Source organism: Citrobacter sp. CFNIH10 (genome assembly GCF_002934585.1).
GTDB lineage: Bacteria > Pseudomonadota > Gammaproteobacteria > Enterobacterales > Enterobacteriaceae > Citrobacter_A > Citrobacter_A amalonaticus.
In genome coordinates this window covers 3,584,971-3,602,843 of the sequence record NZ_CP026216.1, presented here as the reverse complement: position 1 = coordinate 3,602,843, position 17,873 = coordinate 3,584,971, and the positions used below count along the sequence as shown (strand labels likewise).

Here is a 17,873-nt window from a genome sequence, read left to right as displayed (position 1 = left end):
CATCCGGCTGTACCTTACTTCTTCAGTTCCGCCAGGCTCAGCCAGGTCTGGACAACGGTATCCGGGTTCAGCGACAGGCTGTCGATCCCCTCTTCCATCAGCCAGGCGGCAAAGTCTTCATGGTCAGACGGACCCTGACCGCAAATCCCGACGTATTTACCCTGTTTCTTCGCGGCGCGAATCGCCATCGACAGCAGCGCTTTCACCGCGTCGTTACGCTCATCAAACAGCTCTGATACCACACCAGAGTCACGATCCAGACCCAGCGCCAACTGTGTCATGTCGTTAGAACCGATCGAGAAGCCGTCAAAGTATTGCAGGAACTGTTCAGCCAGCAGGGCATTGGACGGGATCTCACACATCATGATGATCTTCAGACCATTTTCGCCGCGTTTCAGCCCCTGACGCGCCAGCTCTTCCACGACCGCTTTTGCCTGCTCAACGGTACGGACGAACGGGATCATGATTTCGACGTTAGTCAGTCCCATCTCATTACGCACGCGTTTCACCGCGTCGCATTCCAGCGCAAAGCAATCACGGAAGCTGTCCGACACATAGCGACCCGCGCCACGGAAGCCCAGCATCGGGTTCTCTTCCTCTGGCTCGTAGCGTTCACCACCCACCAGGTTTGCGTACTCATTCGACTTAAAGTCGGACAAACGCACAATCACGCGTTTCGGCCAGAACGCCGCGCCGAGGGTGGCGATCCCTTCCGTCAGGCGACCTACGTAAAATTCACGCGGAGAATCAAAGCCTTTCATCATCTCGCGGATTTCGTTTTGCAGTTTGGCATCTTGATCGTCAAACTCCAGCAGCGCACGCGGGTGGACGCCAATCATACGGTTGATGATAAATTCCAGACGCGCCAGGCCAACGCCTTCGTTTGGCAGACAGGCGAAGTCAAACGCCCGATCCGGGTTACCGACATTCATCATCACCTTCAGCGGCAGATCCGGCATCGTATCGACGCTGGAGCTCTTAACGCTGAAGTCGAGCATGTCGGCGTACACGTAGCCTGTATCGCCTTCTGCGCAGGAAACGGTGACCTTCTCGTCATCCTTCATGCGCTCAGTGGCATCGCCGCAGCCTACCACCGCCGGGATCCCCAGTTCACGCGCGATAATGGCCGCGTGACAGGTACGACCGCCACGGTTAGTGACAATCGCCGCCGCTTTTTTCATGATCGGTTCCCAGTCCGGGTCGGTCATGTCGGTGACCAGCACGTCGCCAGGCTCAATGCGGTTCATCTCGCTTATGTCGTGAATGACTTTTACCGGGCCTGCCCCGATGCGGTGACCGATAGCACGGCCTTCCGCAATGATTTTGCCCTGCGCGTGCAGCGTGTAACGCTCCATCACCTGGCCGCGAGAACGCACGGTTTCCGGACGTGCCTGGACGATGAACAGTTTGCCGGTATGGCCATCTTTCGCCCACTCGATGTCCATCGGACGACCGTAGTGTTTTTCAATCTGTACCGCCTGCTTCGCCAGTTCCTGCACTTCGTCGTTGGTGAGGGAGAAAATATCACGGCTTTCCTGCGGCACATCTTCAATGGTGACCTGTTTGCCGTGTTCCTGGGTCGGCGCATAGACCATGCGGATTTTTTTCGAGCCCATCGTGCGGCGCACAATAGACGGGCGATTGGCCGCCAGCGTCGGTTTATGGACATAGAACTCATCCGGGTTTACCGCGCCCTGCACCACCATCTCGCCCAGCCCCCACGCGGAGGTGATAAACACCACCTGGTCAAAGCCAGATTCAGTATCGATGGAGAACATCACGCCGGACGACGCCAGATCGGAACGCACCATCCGCTGGACACCCGCAGAGAGCGCCACGCCACGGTGGTCATAGCCCTGGTGAACGCGATAGGATATTGCGCGGTCGTTAAACAGCGAGGCAAACACGTGCTTCACGGCGACCAGTACGGCGTCAAAGCCCTGGACGTTGAGGAAGGTTTCCTGCTGCCCGGCAAAAGAGGCATCCGGCATATCTTCCGCAGTGGCAGATGAACGCACGGCGAAAGAAGCATGTTGATCGTCCGCGGAGAGTTGTGCGTAGGCATCGCGGATAGCATTTTCCAGCTCAGGCTGGAAAGGAGTGTCGATAATCCACTGGCGGATCTGCGCGCCGGCCTTCGCTAACGCGTTAACATCGTCAATATCCGTTTGATCCAGCAGTTCATAGATGCGCTGGTTTACACCGCTCTGGTCCAGAAACTGGTTAAACGCATCGGCGGTTGTGGCAAAACCATTCGGTACCGATACACCCATACCGGAAAGGTTAGTAATCATTTCACCCAGGGAGGCATTTTTGCCCCCAACTCTGTCTACATCATTCATGCCGAGTTGGTTATACCAAAGCACCAGCGGTGACGAGCCATTGTTGGACATCGAACAATCCTTTTGTGATAAATGAACGAGTTTAGGAAACGCTTAATTACGTATTTATCTTTGCATATTTAACCCGCTTAAAAAAACGGTGAATCGTTCAAGCAAATATATTTTTTATTTTTTCGGACAGTTTACCCATTTGCGCAAACCCGCGAATGGCGGGCGATCCCCACAAAATGTGTCGGTATAAACATCTGTTCCATAAAATGAAATGCACTTTTCATAAAATATAAAAATACCATTTCATTTTCAAAATAAGCGTTATTTTCTACGCTTCAGAGTAATTTTAATTTATGCTTTCAGAGAATTATGACTGACTTTCAGGGTGTGAAAATGGATAATGCTGTAGATCGTCACGTGTTTTATATTTCCGATGGAACAGCAATTACCGCTGAAGTGTTGGGCCATGCGGTGATGTCACAGTTCCCCGTCACTATCAGCAGTATTACGCTGCCGTTTGTTGAAAATGAGAACCGCGCCCGCGCCGTTAAAGACCAAATCGACGCCATTTATCAACAAACCGGCGTGCGCCCTTTGGTGTTCTATTCGATTGTATTACCGGAGATCCGTTCCATCATTCTGCAAAGCGAAGGCTTCTGTCAGGATATCGTGCAGGCGCTGATCACCCCGCTACAGCACGAGATGAAACTCTACCCCACGCCGATTGCTCACCGGACGCACGGGCTGAATCCGGGTAACCTGAACAAGTACGATGCGCGAATCGCCGCCATTGATTATACCCTTGCCCACGATGACGGCATTTCGTTGCGCAACCTGGACCAGGCGCAGGTGATTTTGTTAGGCGTCTCGCGCTGCGGCAAAACGCCCACCAGCCTCTACCTGGCAATGCAGTTTGGCATCCGCGCGGCAAACTATCCTTTTATTGCCGACGACATGGACAATCTGGTTCTGCCTGCATCGTTAAAACCCCTGCAACATAAGCTGTTTGGTCTGACGATTGACCCTGAACGTCTGGCCGCCATCCGCGAAGAGCGCCGGGAAAACAGTCGCTATGCCTCCCTGCGTCAGTGCCGTATGGAAGTGGCCGAAGTCGAGGCGCTCTACCGTAAGAACCAGATCCCGTGGTTGAACAGTACTAACTATTCAGTTGAAGAGATTGCCACCAAAATCCTCGATATCATGGGATTAAGTCGACGCATGTACTAATAAACTAGTTCACGAGTTCTGTTTTTTTGTTATCATACCGTTCTGCCGCGAGGTGTGACGCACCTCGCACTTGAAATCAGCAGGGATTGGTTTAAGGTTGTGCCCATCACTTCCCGGTACCTCTGCCGTAGAAGCCACAAATTTCTGAGAATTGTCATGAACAGAACCGATGAACTGCGTACCGCGCGTATAGACAGTCTGGTCACGCCCGCTGAACTTGCGCAACGGCATCCTGTGTCGACCGCCGTCGCCAGCCACGTCACCGACTCCCGACGCCGGATAGAAAGAATATTGAATGGTGAAGACCGCCGCTTGCTGGTTATTGTAGGTCCGTGCTCCATTCACGATCTCGATGCCGCGCTGGAGTATGCCACGCGTTTACAGGCGCTGCGCACGCAGCATCAGGCGCGCCTGGAAATCGTCATGCGCACCTATTTTGAAAAACCACGTACCGTTGTCGGCTGGAAGGGACTCATTTCCGACCCGGATCTCAACGGCAGCTATCGCGTGAATCACGGCATTGAACTGGCGCGTAAACTGCTGTTGCAGGTCAATGAACTGGGCATCCCAACCGCGACGGAATTTCTCGATATGGTGACCGGTCAATTTATTGCCGACTTGATCAGTTGGGGCGCCATTGGCGCGCGGACCACCGAAAGCCAGATCCACCGCGAAATGGCCTCGGCGCTCTCCTGCCCGGTCGGCTTTAAAAACGGGACCGACGGAAATACCCGTATCGCCGTTGACGCGATCCGCGCTTCCCGCGCCAGCCATATGTTCCTCTCACCCGATAAAACCGGTCAGATGACCATTTATCAGACCAGCGGCAACCCTTATGGCCATATCATTATGCGCGGTGGCAAAAAGCCGAACTACCATGCTGAAGATATTGCTGCAGCCTGCGATACGCTGCATGAATTTGATTTACCAGAACATCTGGTCGTCGATTTCAGCCACGGCAACTGCCAGAAGCAGCATCGCCGTCAACTGGATGTCTGTGATGATATTTGCCAGCAAATCCGTAACGGATCGACAGCCATCGCCGGCATTATGGCGGAAAGCTTCCTGCGTGAAGGTACGCAGAAAATTATCAGCGGGCAGCCGCTGGTTTATGGTCAGTCGATAACCGATCCTTGCCTTAATTGGGAAGACACTGAACTGCTGCTGAGCAAACTGGCCTCGGCGGTGGACAGCCGCTTCTGAACGTCCGCCCATCCGTACAGGGTGGGCATATTCTCTCCCCTTTTCGCAAACTACCACATTTAATACTTGTTGTTATCGTGCACTTTATTGATAATAAAAATCATTGTTACATTAATTATTATTAATAAATCGTGATACCCGTATGGATAACATTGAATCACCCCGCCTTAAGGAACGAGAAAACGCGGCTCTCCCACCTGCGCCCATCCGCAAGATCAGCAGTCAGAAACTGTTAGGTGATGACGGTAAAGTGATTATCGATCACAACGGTCAGGAATACCTGCTGCGTCAAACGCAGGCAGGTAAACTCTTGCTGACCAAATAGCGCTTCAGCTTGAACAGCTGACTTCCAGGCGTTTGCCCCAGTCCGGCGGACGCTGGCTGTAGTCATCATCGCGATCGCGGAAAGGCTCGCGCAATATGGCATGTAAGCGATGCAGTTCACTCATGTCGCCTTTCTCCGCCGCCGCAATCGCCCGCTGCGCCAGCCAGTTACGCAGCACCACCGCAGGATTGGCGCTCAGCATTAGCGACTGACGCGCAGCATCATCGACTGCATCGCGCTGCAAACGCGTTCTGTAACGTGTGAACCAGTCATCAAAGGCGTCGCGATCGATAAATTCGTCGCGCAGTGGAGAGGCGGCATTCTGCTGCTCTGTCATGCTTAGCATGCGGAAAGTACGGGTATAGTCACTGTGCTCGCGGGCCATCAGGCTGAACAATTCGTTCAACAGATCGTTGTCATCTTTTTGTTCGGTCATGAACCCCAGTTTCTGCCGCATCCGCTGACCGTAGCGCGTCAGTAGCGCCACCTGGTACCCGTCGAGGGCATCATTGAGCGCCTCAACGGTGATGAAGGGCGACAGACTTTGCGCAAGGCGCTGAAGATTCCACAAACCTACCGCCGGTTGATTGTCAAAGCTGTAGCGCCCCTGGTGGTCAGAATGGTTGCAAATGAAGCCCGGTTCATAGTCGTCCAGGAACCCAAACGGACCGTAGTCCATCGTCAGCCCGAGGATCGACATGTTATCGGTGTTCATCACCCCGTGCGCGAAACCCACGGTTTGCCAGTCGGCGATCAGTGACGCGGTCCGCGCGACCACGTCGCGAAACCAGAGAATGTACTTATCGGCGTCTTGCTGGAGATGCGGCCAGTAATGACGAATGGCGAAATCCGCCAGTTGCTGAACTTTTTCCGGCTCGCGACGGTAATAGAAATGCTCAAAATGACCGAAGCGCAAGTGGCTTTGCGCCAGTCGCATCAGCATCGCCCCCGCCTCCACCGTTTCGCGGTAAACCGGTGTTTCGCTGGTGACAATCGTCAGCGCCCGGGTCGTCGGTATCCCCAGGTAGTGCATCGCTTCACTGGCAAGGCTTTCACGGATCGTGGAGCGCAATACCGCACGACCATCACCCATGCGTGAATACGGCGTCAAACCCGCGCCTTTCAGGTGCCAGTCCATTGTGCTGCCATCGGCAAGCAACTGCTCACCGAGCAGAATGCCGCGCCCGTCACCCAGTTGACCCGCCCAGACGCCGAACTGATGACCGCTATAGACCTGCGCCAGCGGAGACATCCCCGGCAACAGCGCCTCGCCGCCCCAGACACCCACCGGGCTGTCAGGATGAAAAAGGGAATCGGGGATGCCCAGTTGTTCGGCAAGCGCATCGTTGTGCCAAATCAGTCGCGAGTGATTCAGCGGTGTTGGCGACAGAGCGGTAAATGTTGCTGGCAGTTCATCGCGCCAGCGGGTTGTAAAAGACAGGGTCATAGGGCCTCCTGCCTGTAGTGTAGACGGTTATTTCCGTCATAAACACCAGCAAACAGAAAGGTTATCCGTGGAGTAATTGGGTGACCTGACTGGCCGTGACGGCAGGCCACAGCCCGCCCTGCATACCGCTAAAACCGAATGGCGTCACGCGGGTCAACATCGCTTCGCTGTCGATACCGGCGATCATCAGCGATTCGCAATAAGGCGACACTTGCGAAAGGATGGCGCGCATGAACGGTTCGAAGGAAAGACGAGTGGCCCGACGATGGACAAAATTCCGGTCGAGGATAATTCGTTTAAATAATCCATCGAATATGGCTTTGTTGGCACTTTCCCCTGCGCCGAAATTGGCCAGTACCAGAGGAAAACGTTCAGCCAGCGCATGCAACGTTTTATTCTCTTTGCCTTCAGACAGTTCGGGAAAATTCTCATTTATCATGAGTTCGAGAAACGAAAACCGTTTAACGGCAGAAACGCACTCACTATTGGTTAATAATAACGGTACAACTGCCGGGGTTATATAAATCCAGGCGACAAGTTTATGTTGAATAAAAAAATGTTGGCACGTTTCGATCAGCGCCAGCTTTTCGATAAATAACTGGCACTGTTCTTCGGGAGAAAGTCGCGGAAGCACCAGTTCAGTTGGGATACGAACGTCACCGTCTTCACTGACAAAGTTTGCGATAACGCTTAAACCGATAAGTTTTCGTTGTACATTCCTGGCGGGCTGAAAATAGAGTTCAGAATGATACACATTATCCAGTGAAACATTCATCACGGCAGTCCCACATACAGGGAGTGATTCGGCAACCTATTACACAGGATGTCGTCATCCATCTTTTTTAATGCCAGAAGGAAAATGTTCATGTTGTCCTTTTCACCCGGAGCCCCGGTTCCTTAGTATTCAGCTTATCCTGATTATAAACGCTTATCCAGCATTGTTCTTTTTTCGACAATAAAAGCGAGGGACATCCTCAATCGAAATAACGCCCTACGACTAAATGCGTCTCGCCTGCCAAAAGTTTTTCCGCCAGTAGACATTATCCAGCGACGAACGCATCACACCACGACTGGTTGATGCATGAATAAACTGACCGTTAGTATCATAAATACCCACATGTAAACCGCTCTCTCCCGACCCGGTTTTGAAAAACACCAGATCGCCAGGCAACAAGTCGTCCTTATCGATTTCCGTCCCCAGTTTTGCCTGTTGACGGGTTTCGCGCGGCAGCTGCAAAGAGAACTGATCGCGCATGGTCATCAGCACAAAACCGGAACAATCCACACCACCGCGACTCATGCCGCCGTAACGATAGGGCGTCCCGCGCCAGGTCTGGAGTTGATCATTTAAGCCGGCAATCACGGTAATGGAATCAGAGAGCCGGGCATTGGGCGGCGGCGCTCGGTGGCTACTACATCCGGCCAACAACAGTGCTGTGCAAAAAAGAAACCAGAAACGCATTCAGGCGAATCCTCTGTATTTTTATTCTTCACCCCTTATAGCGGGTATTTACGCGGGTTTTCAAGAAACCATTTCGTTTAAGTGGTTGATATAATCATTCTGTGACCTTCGATGTCAAGACGCCGGAAGTGCAGACCATACGCCTGCGCTAAATGCGCTGGCGTCAGCACTTCATCACGTGGACCGCTGGCGAGCAGTTTCCCCTGTTTGAGCAACCACGCCCGGTGCGCGTGGCGCAAGGTATGATTCAGGTCGTGACTGCTCATCACGATGGCAATCCCCTGCTGGCACAGGCGGTGCAGAATGCGATCCAGCGCATTTTGCTGCGCGACATCAAGGCTGTTCATGGGCTCATCGAGGAGCAATAGCTGCCCCTGTGGGTTGGTCTCTGGCGCGATTTGCAGGATCACCGCGGCAAGACGGACGCGCTGCCATTCCCCACCTGAGAGCTCCTTCGCATTGCGTTCAAGTTTGTCCGCCAGCCCCAGCGACTCGGCCACCGCCATCAACTGGTCTGTGCGCGTTTTGTCTGGCTGATGTAGCGTCAGGAAGTGCCATACCGGCATCGCGAAGGGCGGATTTTGCTGCTGCGCCAGATAAGCACGATGGCGGGCAAGTTTAGCGGCGGGCCACAATGCCAGCTCAGTCCCCGCCAGAGCGATCGTTCCCGCCCCACTGGTTAACCCTGCCATCCGCGCCAGCAGCGTGCTCTTTCCGGCGCCGTTCGGCCCCACAAGATGCAGGATCTCCCCTGCCCGAATCTCGCCGGACAGAGGCCCTAACCGGGTCGATTCCGCCACATCCTGTAACTGCATCACTGAAGACATTATTTAGCCAACGCGAGTTTGATGCTTTCCATCACAATCGGATCTTCCGGCGTCATATCCGGAGAGAAACGCTGTATCACTTTGCCATCACGGCCTACGAGGAACTTCTCAAAGTTCCACAGGATATCGTCAGGATAGAGCGGCGCACGCCCTTTGCTGGCCATTCGCTCATAGAAACCACTCTCTTCAGGGGCTACAGCCGTCGGTGCCGCCTCAATCAGTTTCTGGTACAGCGGATGACGCCCCTCCCCGTTTACCTCAATCTTGCTGAACATCGGGAAGGTCACGCCCCAGGTCGTCGCGCACCAGGTTTTGATCTCGTCATCACTGCCAGGTTCCTGCCCAAGGAACTGATTGCAGGGAAAGCCCAGCACAATAAAGCCACGGTCGGCCCACGCTTTCTGAATATTTTCCAGTTGCTCATACTGTGGGGTAAGTCCGCATTTTGAAGCTACGTTAACAATCAGCAGAACATTACCTGTGTATTTCTCAAGCGTGGTCACTTCGCCATCAATCGTTGTCACTACCGTGTTCAGAATCGAGTCTTGCATAGCTTCTCCAGGATCGTGAGTGATTCAAATACCAGCTTCTAATCATAGACTGTCTTGTCGTACCTAACGTCCGGCTTTGAGTAACAGCCAGATAAAAACCGGTGCGCCGAGCGTCGCGGTGACCACGCCAATCGGCAATTCGGCGGAGGCCAGCGCCAGGCGAGCGACCACATCGGCCAGCAGCAGCGCAATGGCCCCCGCCAGCGCACAGGCAGGTAACAGCACGCGATGGTCCGTTAAGCCGCACAGGCGTAAAATATGGGGGATGACCAGGCCAATAAAACCAATGGCCCCGGCCAGCGCCACGCTGACACCGACCATCCATCCGGTGGCAACCACCAACAGATTTCGCCAGAACCACAAGGGGAGTCCCAGTTGTCGGGCAGAGGTTTCCCCCAACGCCAGCATGTTCATCGCCTGCGACTGGCAGCAGATCCACACCAGCACCGGAATCAGGGCCAGCATCAGCCAGGACTGCTCCCAGTTAACGCCACCGAATCCCCCCATCATCCAGTACATCAACTGACGCAGATCGAATGAGGTAGAAAAATAGATGGCCCAGGTCATCAGCGCACTACAGATAATCCCCAGCGCCACGCCGGCAAGCAGCAGGCGGCTGGTCGAAAGATGACGACGGGCAAAACGCAGGAGGATCAACGTGATGACCAGCGCACCGGCAATCGCGCACAGTCCAAGCGCCCAGTGCGGCAGTATACCCTTCCCCAGCAGCACGGCGGCGATCAGCCCCACGCCCGCACCGTTGGAGACGCCGAGCAACCCCGGCTCCGCGAGCGGGTTTTCAAACAGCGCCTGCATCACTGCGCCGGACAAAGCCAGCGCCGCGCCCACCAGCAGAACCGCCAGCGCGCGCGGAAGGCGAATTTGCCAGACAAAGAGTTCGCCACGCGGCGTCAGCCAGTCAGCGGGCGATATCCACTGCTCTCCGGCGCACAGGCTCAACCACAGTGTCAGTAACATCAGTACCGACAGACTCAGGATCCAGCGCACATGTTGTCGCTGTTGTTGACGGGCAAAAGTCAGCATGATTTCCGTTCAACTGAAAAGGATGTCATTGATTCTACGGTGCGATACCCCCGCAGAAAAGAAAAAAGGCCGCAAAAGCGGCCTTTTTGGTTAGATCTGATTACTCATCTTTGGGCGAAGCGTTTTCGACTCGGCTCTTTAACTTCTGTCCGGGTCTGAAGGTCACCACGCGCCGTGCTGTAATGGGAATATCTTCGCCCGTTTTCGGGTTACGTCCCGGACGTTGATTCTTATCACGCAGATCGAAGTTACCAAAACCAGAGAGTTTTACCTGCTCACCGTTTTCCAGAGCACGACGGATCTCTTCGAAAAACAGTTCGACCAGTTCTTTGGCATCCCGCTTGCTAAGCCCAAGCTTATCAAACAGATATTCTGACATTTCAGCTTTTGTAAGCGCCATAGGTTCAATCCCTCAATGATGCCTGGAATCGCTCTTTTAATGCCTCTACACATTTGGCGACGGTAGCGGCAATCTCCTCTTCTTCGAGTGTACGGCTGGTATCCTGAAGGATCAGGCTAATGGCGAGGCTCTTATACCCCTCCGCAACACCCTTACCACGGTACACGTCAAATAAGTTTACGCCAACTACCTGATTTACGCCAACTTTCTTACACTCGGATAAAATATCAGCAGCGGGAACGTTTTCGGCGACGACCACAGCGATGTCGCGACGGTTCGCCGGGAAGCGTGAAATCTCGCGCGCCTGAGGCACCACGCGGTCTGCGAGCTTGTTCCACTCCAGTTCGAACACCAGAGTACGGCCATTGAGATCCAGCTTACGTTCCAGCTCAGGATGAACAACACCAATGAAACCAATGCGTTCACCTTTCAGATAAATCGCGGCTGACTGTCCCGGATGCAGTGCCGGATTGGCTTCTGCTCTGAACTGAATGTCACCGAGTTTACCGGTCAGATCCAACACCGCTTCCAGATCGCCCTTCAAATCATAGAAATCAACGGTCTCTTTTGCCAGATCCCAGTGCTCATCATAGCGGTTACCGCAAATAACCCCCGCCAGCATCAGATCCTGACGAATGCCCAGATTGGCCTGGGTATCCGGCACAAAACGCAGCCCACTTTCAAAAATACGTACGCGGTTCTGTTGACGATTCTGGTTATAGACCACCGTTGCCAGTAACCCCGTCCACAACGACAGACGCATTGCCGACATTTCACTGGAGATCGGGCTTGGCAGCAGCAGCGCCTCTTCACCCGGATGGAGCAACTGCTGCACTTTCGGGTCGACAAAGCTGTAAGTTATGACTTCCTGGTAGCCTTTGTCATTCAACAGCGTTTTCACACGCTTCAGCGACAAATTCGCTTCACGGTGTGTCCCCATGATCAGACCCGCCTGGATCGGTTCATCAGGGATGTTGTCGTAGCCATACACGCGGGCGACTTCTTCAACCAGGTCTTCTTCAATTTCCATGTCGAAGCGCCAGCTTGGCGCAACGGCTTGCCACTCGCCTTGACCTTCGGTCACTTCACAGCCCAAACGGCGCAGGATATCGCTGACCTGTGCATCGGCAATGTGATGGCCAATCAGACGATCCAGCTTGCTGCGACGCAGCGTAATGGTCGCGCGCTTCGGCAGCGTGGTTTCATCCGTCACATCAATGATCGGACCAGCTTCGCCGCCGCAGATGTCAATCAGCAAACGGGTAGCACGTTCCATCGCTTTGTACTGCAGAGCCGGATCCACACCGCGCTCATAACGGTGAGACGCATCGGTATGCAGACCATGACGACGTGCGCGACCGGTAATTGACAGTGGGCTGAAGAAAGCGCATTCCAGCAGCACATTTTGCGTTTCATCATTCACGCCAGAATGCTCACCACCGAAGATACCGCCCATCGCCAGCGCTTTATGATGATCGGCAATTACCAACGTATCAGCGTTAAGCTTTGCTTCTGTGCCATCAAGCAGTACCAGCGTTTCGCCCTCTTTCGCCATGCGCACGACAATCCCGCCTTCAATGCGGTCTTTATCAAAGGCGTGCATCGGCTGACCCAGCTCAAGCAATACATAGTTGGTCACGTCAACCACGGCATCAATGGAGCGGATACCGCAACGGCGCAGTTTTTCTTTCATCCACAGCGGCGTTGGCGCTTTCACGTTGATGCCTTTGACGACACGCCCCAGATAGCGCGGGCAGGCGTCGGTGGCGTCTACGGTAATCGGCAGGACATCAGTGACGGTTGCTGCTACCGGCGTGATTTCCGGCTCAACCAGCGGCGCTTTGTTCAGCACAGCCACGTCACGGGCGACACCGATGATGCCTAAGCAGTCAGCACGGTTAGGGGTCACGCTGATCTCAATGGTGTTGTCATCAAGCTTCAGGTATTCGCGGATGTCGGTACCGATCGGCGCATCGGCCGGCAGTTCAATAATGCCGCTGTGATCGTCTGAAATCCCCAGCTCGGAGAAGGAGCACAGCATGCCTTCAGACGGCTCGCCACGCAGCTTAGCGGCTTTAATTTTGAAATCGCCCGGCAGAACGGCACCGATGGTAGCGACGGCCACCTTCAGGCCCTGACGGCAGTTTGGTGCGCCGCAGACGATGTCGAGCAGACGTTCGCCGCCCACGTTCACTTTCGTGACGCGCAGTTTGTCAGCGTTCGGATGCTGACCGCATTCAACCACTTCACCCACGACGACGCCATTAAATGCACCGGCGACCGCTTCAACACCGTCAACTTCCAGGCCTGCCATGGTGATTTGATTCGACAGCGCGTCGCTATCGATAGCCGGGTTAACCCACTCGCGTAACCACAGTTCACTGAATTTCATTGTTTTATCCTGCCTTTATTTAAACTGTTTGAGGAAACGCAGATCGTTTTCGAAGAACGCACGCAGGTCAGTCACACCGTAACGCAACATGGTCAGACGCTCCATCCCCATCCCAAATGCGAAACCTGAGTAGATTTCCGGGTCGATACCAACGTTACGCAGAACGTTCGGATGCACCATGCCGCAACCCAGCACTTCCAGCCATTTACCGTTTTTACCCATCACGTCCACTTCGGCAGACGGCTCAGTAAACGGGAAATAGGAAGGACGGAAACGAATCTGCAAATCTTCTTCAAAGAAGTTACGCAGGAAGTCATGCAGCGTCCCTTTCAGATTGGTAAAGCTGATGTTGGTATCCACAATCAGGCCTTCCATCTGGTGGAACATCGGGGTGTGCGTCTGATCGTAGTCGTTACGATACACGCGACCCGGCGCGATAATGCGAATCGGCGGCTGCTGATCTTTCATGGTACGGATCTGTACGCCGGATGTCTGGGTACGCAGCAGACGCGTTGCATCAAACCAGAAGGTGTCGTGATCGGCGCGAGCCGGGTGGTGACCAGGAATATTCAGCGCATCGAAGTTGTGGTAGTCATCTTCGATTTCCGGGCCGGTCGCCACGGTAAAGCCAAGCTCGCCAAAGAAGCTTTCAATGCGATCGATGGTACGGGTGACCGGATGCAGACCGCCATTTTCAATGCGACGCCCCGGCAAAGAAACGTCGATGGTTTCCGCTGCCAGACGCGCATTCAGCGCGGCGTTTTCCAGATCTGCCTTACGCGCGTTGAGTGCCTGCTGTACCTGCTCTTTCGCTTCGTTAATCACCGCACCGGCGGCAGGACGTTCTTCAGCTGGCAGCTCGCGCAGCGTCGTCATCTGAAGGGTCAGGTGCCCTTTTTTGCCCAAATATTCGACGCGCACATTGTCTAACGCGGCAACATCTGACGCCTGGTTAATGGCCGCCTTCGCACTGGCTACCAGTTCTGCGAGATGTGACATGGTTTTCCTCATTGTGTCGGTGAAGACACCGGTTCGTTGAACGTAATCTCTCGATTTCGGGCACAAAAAAAGCCTCCATCAGGAGGCTTTTTTGCGCTGTTTTTCGTTTCTTCTTTCACGCGCTAGCCTCCCGAAGTCAGGTGCTAAAGTAAAAAAAGAAGCGGAAAATAGCAGCATTCATGCTTGCGTTACCTTGTGTGGTAAAAACCGGAGAACCTTTATTGAAAAGGGTTACGGATCAATTGTCAACTTATTGACGGAACAACAAATAAAAGAGAGGGAGCCAGGCTCCCTCTTTTCACTGGCTTATGCCAGAGCTGCTTTCGCTTTTTCGACCAGAGCGGTGAACGCTACTTTGTCGAATACGGCGATGTCAGCCAGGATCTTACGGTCGATTTCAACAGAGGCTTTTTTCAGGCCGTTGATGAATTTGCTGTAAGAAATACCGTTCTGACGTGCTGCTGCGTTGATACGCGCAATCCACAGTTGACGGAACTGACGCTTACGTTGACGACGGTCACGGTAAGCATACTGACCTGCTTTGATGACGGCCTGGAAGGCAACGCGGTATACGCGAGAACGCGCACCGTAGTAACCTTTGGCTTGTTTCAAAATTTTCTTGTGACGTGCGCGTGCAATTACACCACGTTTTACGCGAGCCATAGTGCTCTCCTGTATCTATTCTGATTTGCCCCCCTTTCACCACAGTGAAATCGGTTGGGCATTAAAAATTTAAAAAAACGTTAACGGCTTATGCGTACGGCAGGCACGCGATAACCAGACCCAGATCGCCTTTAGAAACAAGGCCTTTTGGACGCAGGTGACGTTTACGCTTAGTTGATTTTTTGGTCAGAATATGACGCAGGTTTGCGTGCTTACGCTTAAATCCACCACCACCGGTTTTTTTGAAGCGCTTAGCAGCACCGCGTACGGTCTTAATTTTTGGCATTTTAATAACTTCCACTTCGCATTGTTAATAAATGAAACCCAGGCGAGCAAAACCTGTGAAGCCCAAAGGCTTCACAGGAAATACTACTTGAAGGCCTACTGTTTCTTCTTGGGAGCGAGCACCATGATCATCTGGCGGCCTTCGATCTTCGTTGGGAAGGATTCGACTACTGCCAGTTCACTCAGATCGTCACGAACGCGCGTCAGCACTTCCATACCAATCTGTTGGTGGGCCATCTCACGACCGCGGAAACGCAGTGTGATCTTGGCCTTATCGCCATCTTCCAGAAAGCGAATCAGGCTGCGGAGTTTTACCTGATAATCGCCATCGTCGGTACCAGGACGGAATTTAATTTCCTTAACCTGGATAACTTTTTGCTTTTTCTTCTGTTCCTTAGAAGACTTACTCTTTTCATAAAGGAACTTGCCGTAGTCCATGATACGACAAACTGGCGGTTCGGCGTTAGGGCTGATTTCAACTAAATCTACTCCAGCCTCTTCAGCTTTTTCGATTGCTTCTCTCAGACTCACAATACCCAGCTGCTCGCCTTCCAGACCTGTTAAGCGAACTTCTTGGGCGCGAATCTCGCCATTGATACGATTCGGACGTGCCGTTTGAACTCGTTTTCCGCCTTTAATACCTTATTCCTCCAGTTGTTGAAGACTGCGGCTGCGAATCTCTTGTTGCAGCTTCTCAATCACTTCACTTACGTCAAGGCTGCCCAGGTCTTTCCCGCGGCGAGTGCGAACGGCAACTTTGCCTGCTTCCACTTCTTTATCACCACAGACCAACATATAAGGGACACGACGTAAAGTGTGCTCGCGGATTTTAAAGCCTATCTTCTCATTTCTCAAGTCTGCTTTTACACGAATGCCCGCATTTTGAAGTTTCTGCGTCAATTCGTTAACGTATTCAGACTGTGAATCAGTAATGTTCATCACCACTACCTGAACCGGCGCAAGCCAGGTCGGGAAGAAGCCAGCGAACTCTTCAGTCAGGATACCGATAAAACGTTCCATAGACCCAAGAATTGCGCGGTGAATCATTACCGGTACCTGACGCTCATTGTTTTCGCCCACATAGGAGGCGCTCAGACGAGACGGCAGGGAGAAGTCCAGCTGTACTGTACCGCACTGCCATGCGCGATCGAGGCAGTCATACAGGGTAAATTCAATTTTCGGACCGTAGAAGGCGCCTTCACCCAGTTGATATTCAAATGGGATATTGTTTTCTTCCAGCGCAACGGCCAGGTCCGCCTCAGCACGATCCCACATTTCGTCGCTACCGATACGTTTTTCGGGGCGAGTGGAGAGTTTGACAACGATTTTCTCGAAGCCAAATGTGCTGTACATATCGTAGACCATACGGATGCAGGCGTTAACTTCATCGCGGATTTGCTCTTCAGTACAGAAGATATGCGCATCATCCTGGGTGAAGCCGCGTACACGCATCAGACCATGCAACGCGCCTGACGGCTCGTTACGGTGGCAGCTACCAAACTCTGCCATACGCAGCGGCAGGTCGCGGTAGGATTTCAGGCCCTGATTAAAGATCTGTACGTGACCCGGACAGTTCATCGGCTTGATGCAGTATTCACGGTTCTCTGAAGAGGTGGTGAACATCGCATCTTTGTAGTTGTCCCAGTGCCCGGTTTTTTCCCACAGCACGCGGTCCATCATGAACGGCCCTTTCACTTCCTGATACTGATACTCTTTGAGCTTGGAACGCACAAAGACTTCCAGTTCGCGGAAAATAGTCCAGCCGTCGTTATGCCAGAACACCATACCCGGCGCTTCTTCCTGCATGTGATACAGGTCAAGCTGCTTACCAATTTTACGGTGGTCACGTTTTGCCGCTTCTTCCAGACGTTGCAGATAAGCGCTGAGGGCCTTTTTATCTGCCCAGGCCGTTCCGTAGATACGCTGCAACATCTTATTGTCGCTGTCGCCGCGCCAGTACGCGCCTGCGGTTTTCATCAGTTTAAAGTGATGGCAGAAGCGCATATTCGGCACGTGCGGACCGCGGCACATGTCGACATATTCTTCATGATGATACAAACCAGGTTTGTCATCATGGGCAATGTTTTCATCAAGAATGGAGACTTTATAGATCTCGCCACGCTTCACGAAGGTTTCACGCGCTTCGTGCCAGCTGACTTTCTTCTTAATGACGTCGTAATTTTTCTCAGCGAGCTCGTGCATCCGCTTCTCGAGCGCATCGATATCTTCCTGGGTCAACGTACGGTCAAGGTCTACGTCATAGTAGAAGCCGTTGTCGACAACCGGACCGATAGCCATTTTGGTATTCGGCCAAAGTTGTTTGATCGCATGACCTAACAGGTGCGCGCAGGAGTGACGAATAATCTCCAGCCCTTCTTCATCTTTTGCGGTGATGATAGAGAGCGTCGCATCATTTTCGATCAGGTCAGAAGCATCAACCAGCTCGCCATTAACACGGCCAGCAAGGGTGGCTTTCGCCAGACCTGGACCAATGTCCAGCGCAACATCCATAGGGCTTACAGCGTGGTCGTAATGGCGTTGACTGCCATCAGGAAGAGTAATAACAGGCATGTTATGTCCTTATTTGCAGTGGTGACCCATACGCAAGATCACATACAAAGAGAAAATTTATTTGTTTACAGTTAGTTGTGCAGCCATCTAACCAACAATTGCTAAATTGGCGCACAATCTGGTACACATCCGCTTTCGCTACGC

At 53.1% G+C, this 17,873-nt stretch carries 18 protein-coding genes and 1 other annotated feature; of the genes, 3 read left to right on the top strand and 15 right to left on the bottom strand.

The genetic code is table 11. The features are described from left to right. Positions 1-14: 14 nt before the first annotated feature. Entirely contained in the window at positions 15-2,393 is a 2,379-nt protein-coding gene (gene ppsA, locus C2U53_RS21215; RefSeq protein WP_043000863.1) for a phosphoenolpyruvate synthase, read from the bottom strand. Positions 2,394-2,726: 333 nt separating this feature from the next. Between ppsA and ppsR the strand changes: the two genes are divergently transcribed. From ppsR to hemP, 3 genes are all read left to right on the top strand, one after another. Beyond that, a complete protein-coding gene (ppsR, locus tag C2U53_RS21210; protein ID WP_043000864.1) occupies positions 2,727-3,560 on the top strand; it encodes a posphoenolpyruvate synthetase regulatory kinase/phosphorylase PpsR in 834 nt (277 codons plus the stop codon). 156 nt (positions 3,561-3,716) lie between these two features. Next, a complete protein-coding gene (aroH, locus tag C2U53_RS21205; RefSeq protein ID WP_104446411.1) occupies positions 3,717-4,763 on the top strand; it encodes a 3-deoxy-7-phosphoheptulonate synthase AroH in 1,047 nt (348 codons plus the stop codon). Between the two features lie 142 nt (positions 4,764-4,905). Further along, positions 4,906-5,088 carry a hemin uptake protein HemP gene (gene hemP, locus C2U53_RS21200; RefSeq protein WP_044254783.1) on the top strand — a complete coding sequence of 61 codons (183 nt, stop codon included), beginning with the start codon at positions 4,906-4,908 and terminating at the stop codon, positions 5,086-5,088. Positions 5,089-5,092: 4 nt separating this feature from the next. On the opposite strand, the gene selO is transcribed toward hemP, so the two are convergent. The 14 genes from selO to thrS all read right to left on the bottom strand — a co-directional run bounded on the left by selO (position 5,093) and on the right by thrS (position 17,729). After that, positions 5,093-6,535: a protein adenylyltransferase SelO gene (gene selO, locus C2U53_RS21195; protein ID WP_104446410.1), complete on the bottom strand. Its 1,443-nt coding sequence runs from the start codon at positions 6,533-6,535 to the stop codon at positions 5,093-5,095. Positions 6,536-6,596: 61 nt separating this feature from the next. Beyond that, positions 6,597-7,310 (bottom strand): EAL domain-containing protein, encoded by a 714-nt coding sequence (locus C2U53_RS21190; protein WP_104446409.1) that lies wholly within the window; start codon positions 7,308-7,310, stop codon positions 6,597-6,599. Positions 7,311-7,532: 222 nt separating this feature from the next. Next, a complete protein-coding gene (locus tag C2U53_RS21185) occupies positions 7,533-7,997 on the bottom strand; it encodes a C40 family peptidase (RefSeq protein WP_043000869.1) in 465 nt (154 codons plus the stop codon). 77 nt (positions 7,998-8,074) lie between these two features. After that, complete coding sequence (gene btuD, locus C2U53_RS21180) at positions 8,075-8,824, bottom strand: vitamin B12 ABC transporter ATP-binding protein BtuD (protein WP_044254789.1); 750 nt, start codon at positions 8,822-8,824, stop codon at positions 8,075-8,077. Next, positions 8,824-9,375 (bottom strand): glutathione peroxidase, encoded by a 552-nt coding sequence (locus C2U53_RS21175; protein ID WP_044254791.1) that lies wholly within the window; start codon positions 9,373-9,375, stop codon positions 8,824-8,826. The genes btuD and C2U53_RS21175 overlap by 1 nt, the downstream gene beginning before the upstream one ends. 63 nt (positions 9,376-9,438) lie before the next feature. Further along, positions 9,439-10,419, bottom strand: a complete 981-nt coding sequence (btuC, locus tag C2U53_RS21170; RefSeq protein WP_043000872.1) for a vitamin B12 ABC transporter permease BtuC — start codon at positions 10,417-10,419, stop codon at positions 9,439-9,441. A 100-nt stretch (positions 10,420-10,519) separates the two neighbouring features. Beyond that, positions 10,520-10,819 carry an integration host factor subunit alpha gene (gene ihfA / locus C2U53_RS21165; RefSeq protein WP_001229265.1) on the bottom strand — a complete coding sequence of 100 codons (300 nt, stop codon included), beginning with the start codon at positions 10,817-10,819 and terminating at the stop codon, positions 10,520-10,522. A gap of 4 nt (positions 10,820-10,823) precedes the next feature. Beyond that, entirely contained in the window at positions 10,824-13,211 is a 2,388-nt protein-coding gene (gene pheT, locus C2U53_RS21160; protein ID WP_104446408.1) for a phenylalanine--tRNA ligase subunit beta, read from the bottom strand. Between the two features lie 15 nt (positions 13,212-13,226). Further along, entirely contained in the window at positions 13,227-14,210 is a 984-nt protein-coding gene (gene pheS / locus C2U53_RS21155) for a phenylalanine--tRNA ligase subunit alpha (RefSeq protein ID WP_044265459.1), read from the bottom strand. A 62-nt stretch (positions 14,211-14,272) separates the two neighbouring features. After that, positions 14,273-14,396 (bottom strand) — a sequence feature (Phe leader region). Continuing rightward, complete coding sequence (gene pheM, locus C2U53_RS21150; protein WP_001386830.1) at positions 14,347-14,391, bottom strand: pheST operon leader peptide PheM; 45 nt, start codon at positions 14,389-14,391, stop codon at positions 14,347-14,349. Its footprint overlaps the feature before it by 45 nt. Before the next feature lie 120 nt (positions 14,397-14,516). Next, positions 14,517-14,873 (bottom strand): 50S ribosomal protein L20, encoded by a 357-nt coding sequence (rplT, locus tag C2U53_RS21145; protein ID WP_000124850.1) that lies wholly within the window; start codon positions 14,871-14,873, stop codon positions 14,517-14,519. Between the two features lie 88 nt (positions 14,874-14,961). Further along, positions 14,962-15,159, bottom strand: coding sequence for a 50S ribosomal protein L35 (gene rpmI, locus C2U53_RS21140; RefSeq protein WP_003030583.1), 198 nt, complete (start codon positions 15,157-15,159; stop codon positions 14,962-14,964). 95 nt (positions 15,160-15,254) lie between these two features. After that, complete coding sequence (infC, locus tag C2U53_RS21135; protein ID WP_043000875.1) at positions 15,255-15,797, bottom strand: translation initiation factor IF-3; 543 nt, start codon at positions 15,795-15,797, stop codon at positions 15,255-15,257. A gap of 3 nt (positions 15,798-15,800) precedes the next feature. Beyond that, on the bottom strand, positions 15,801-17,729 hold the full coding sequence (thrS, locus tag C2U53_RS21130) for a threonine--tRNA ligase (RefSeq protein ID WP_043000876.1): 1,929 nt from the start codon (positions 17,727-17,729) through the stop codon (positions 15,801-15,803). Positions 17,730-17,873 lie beyond the last annotated feature (144 nt).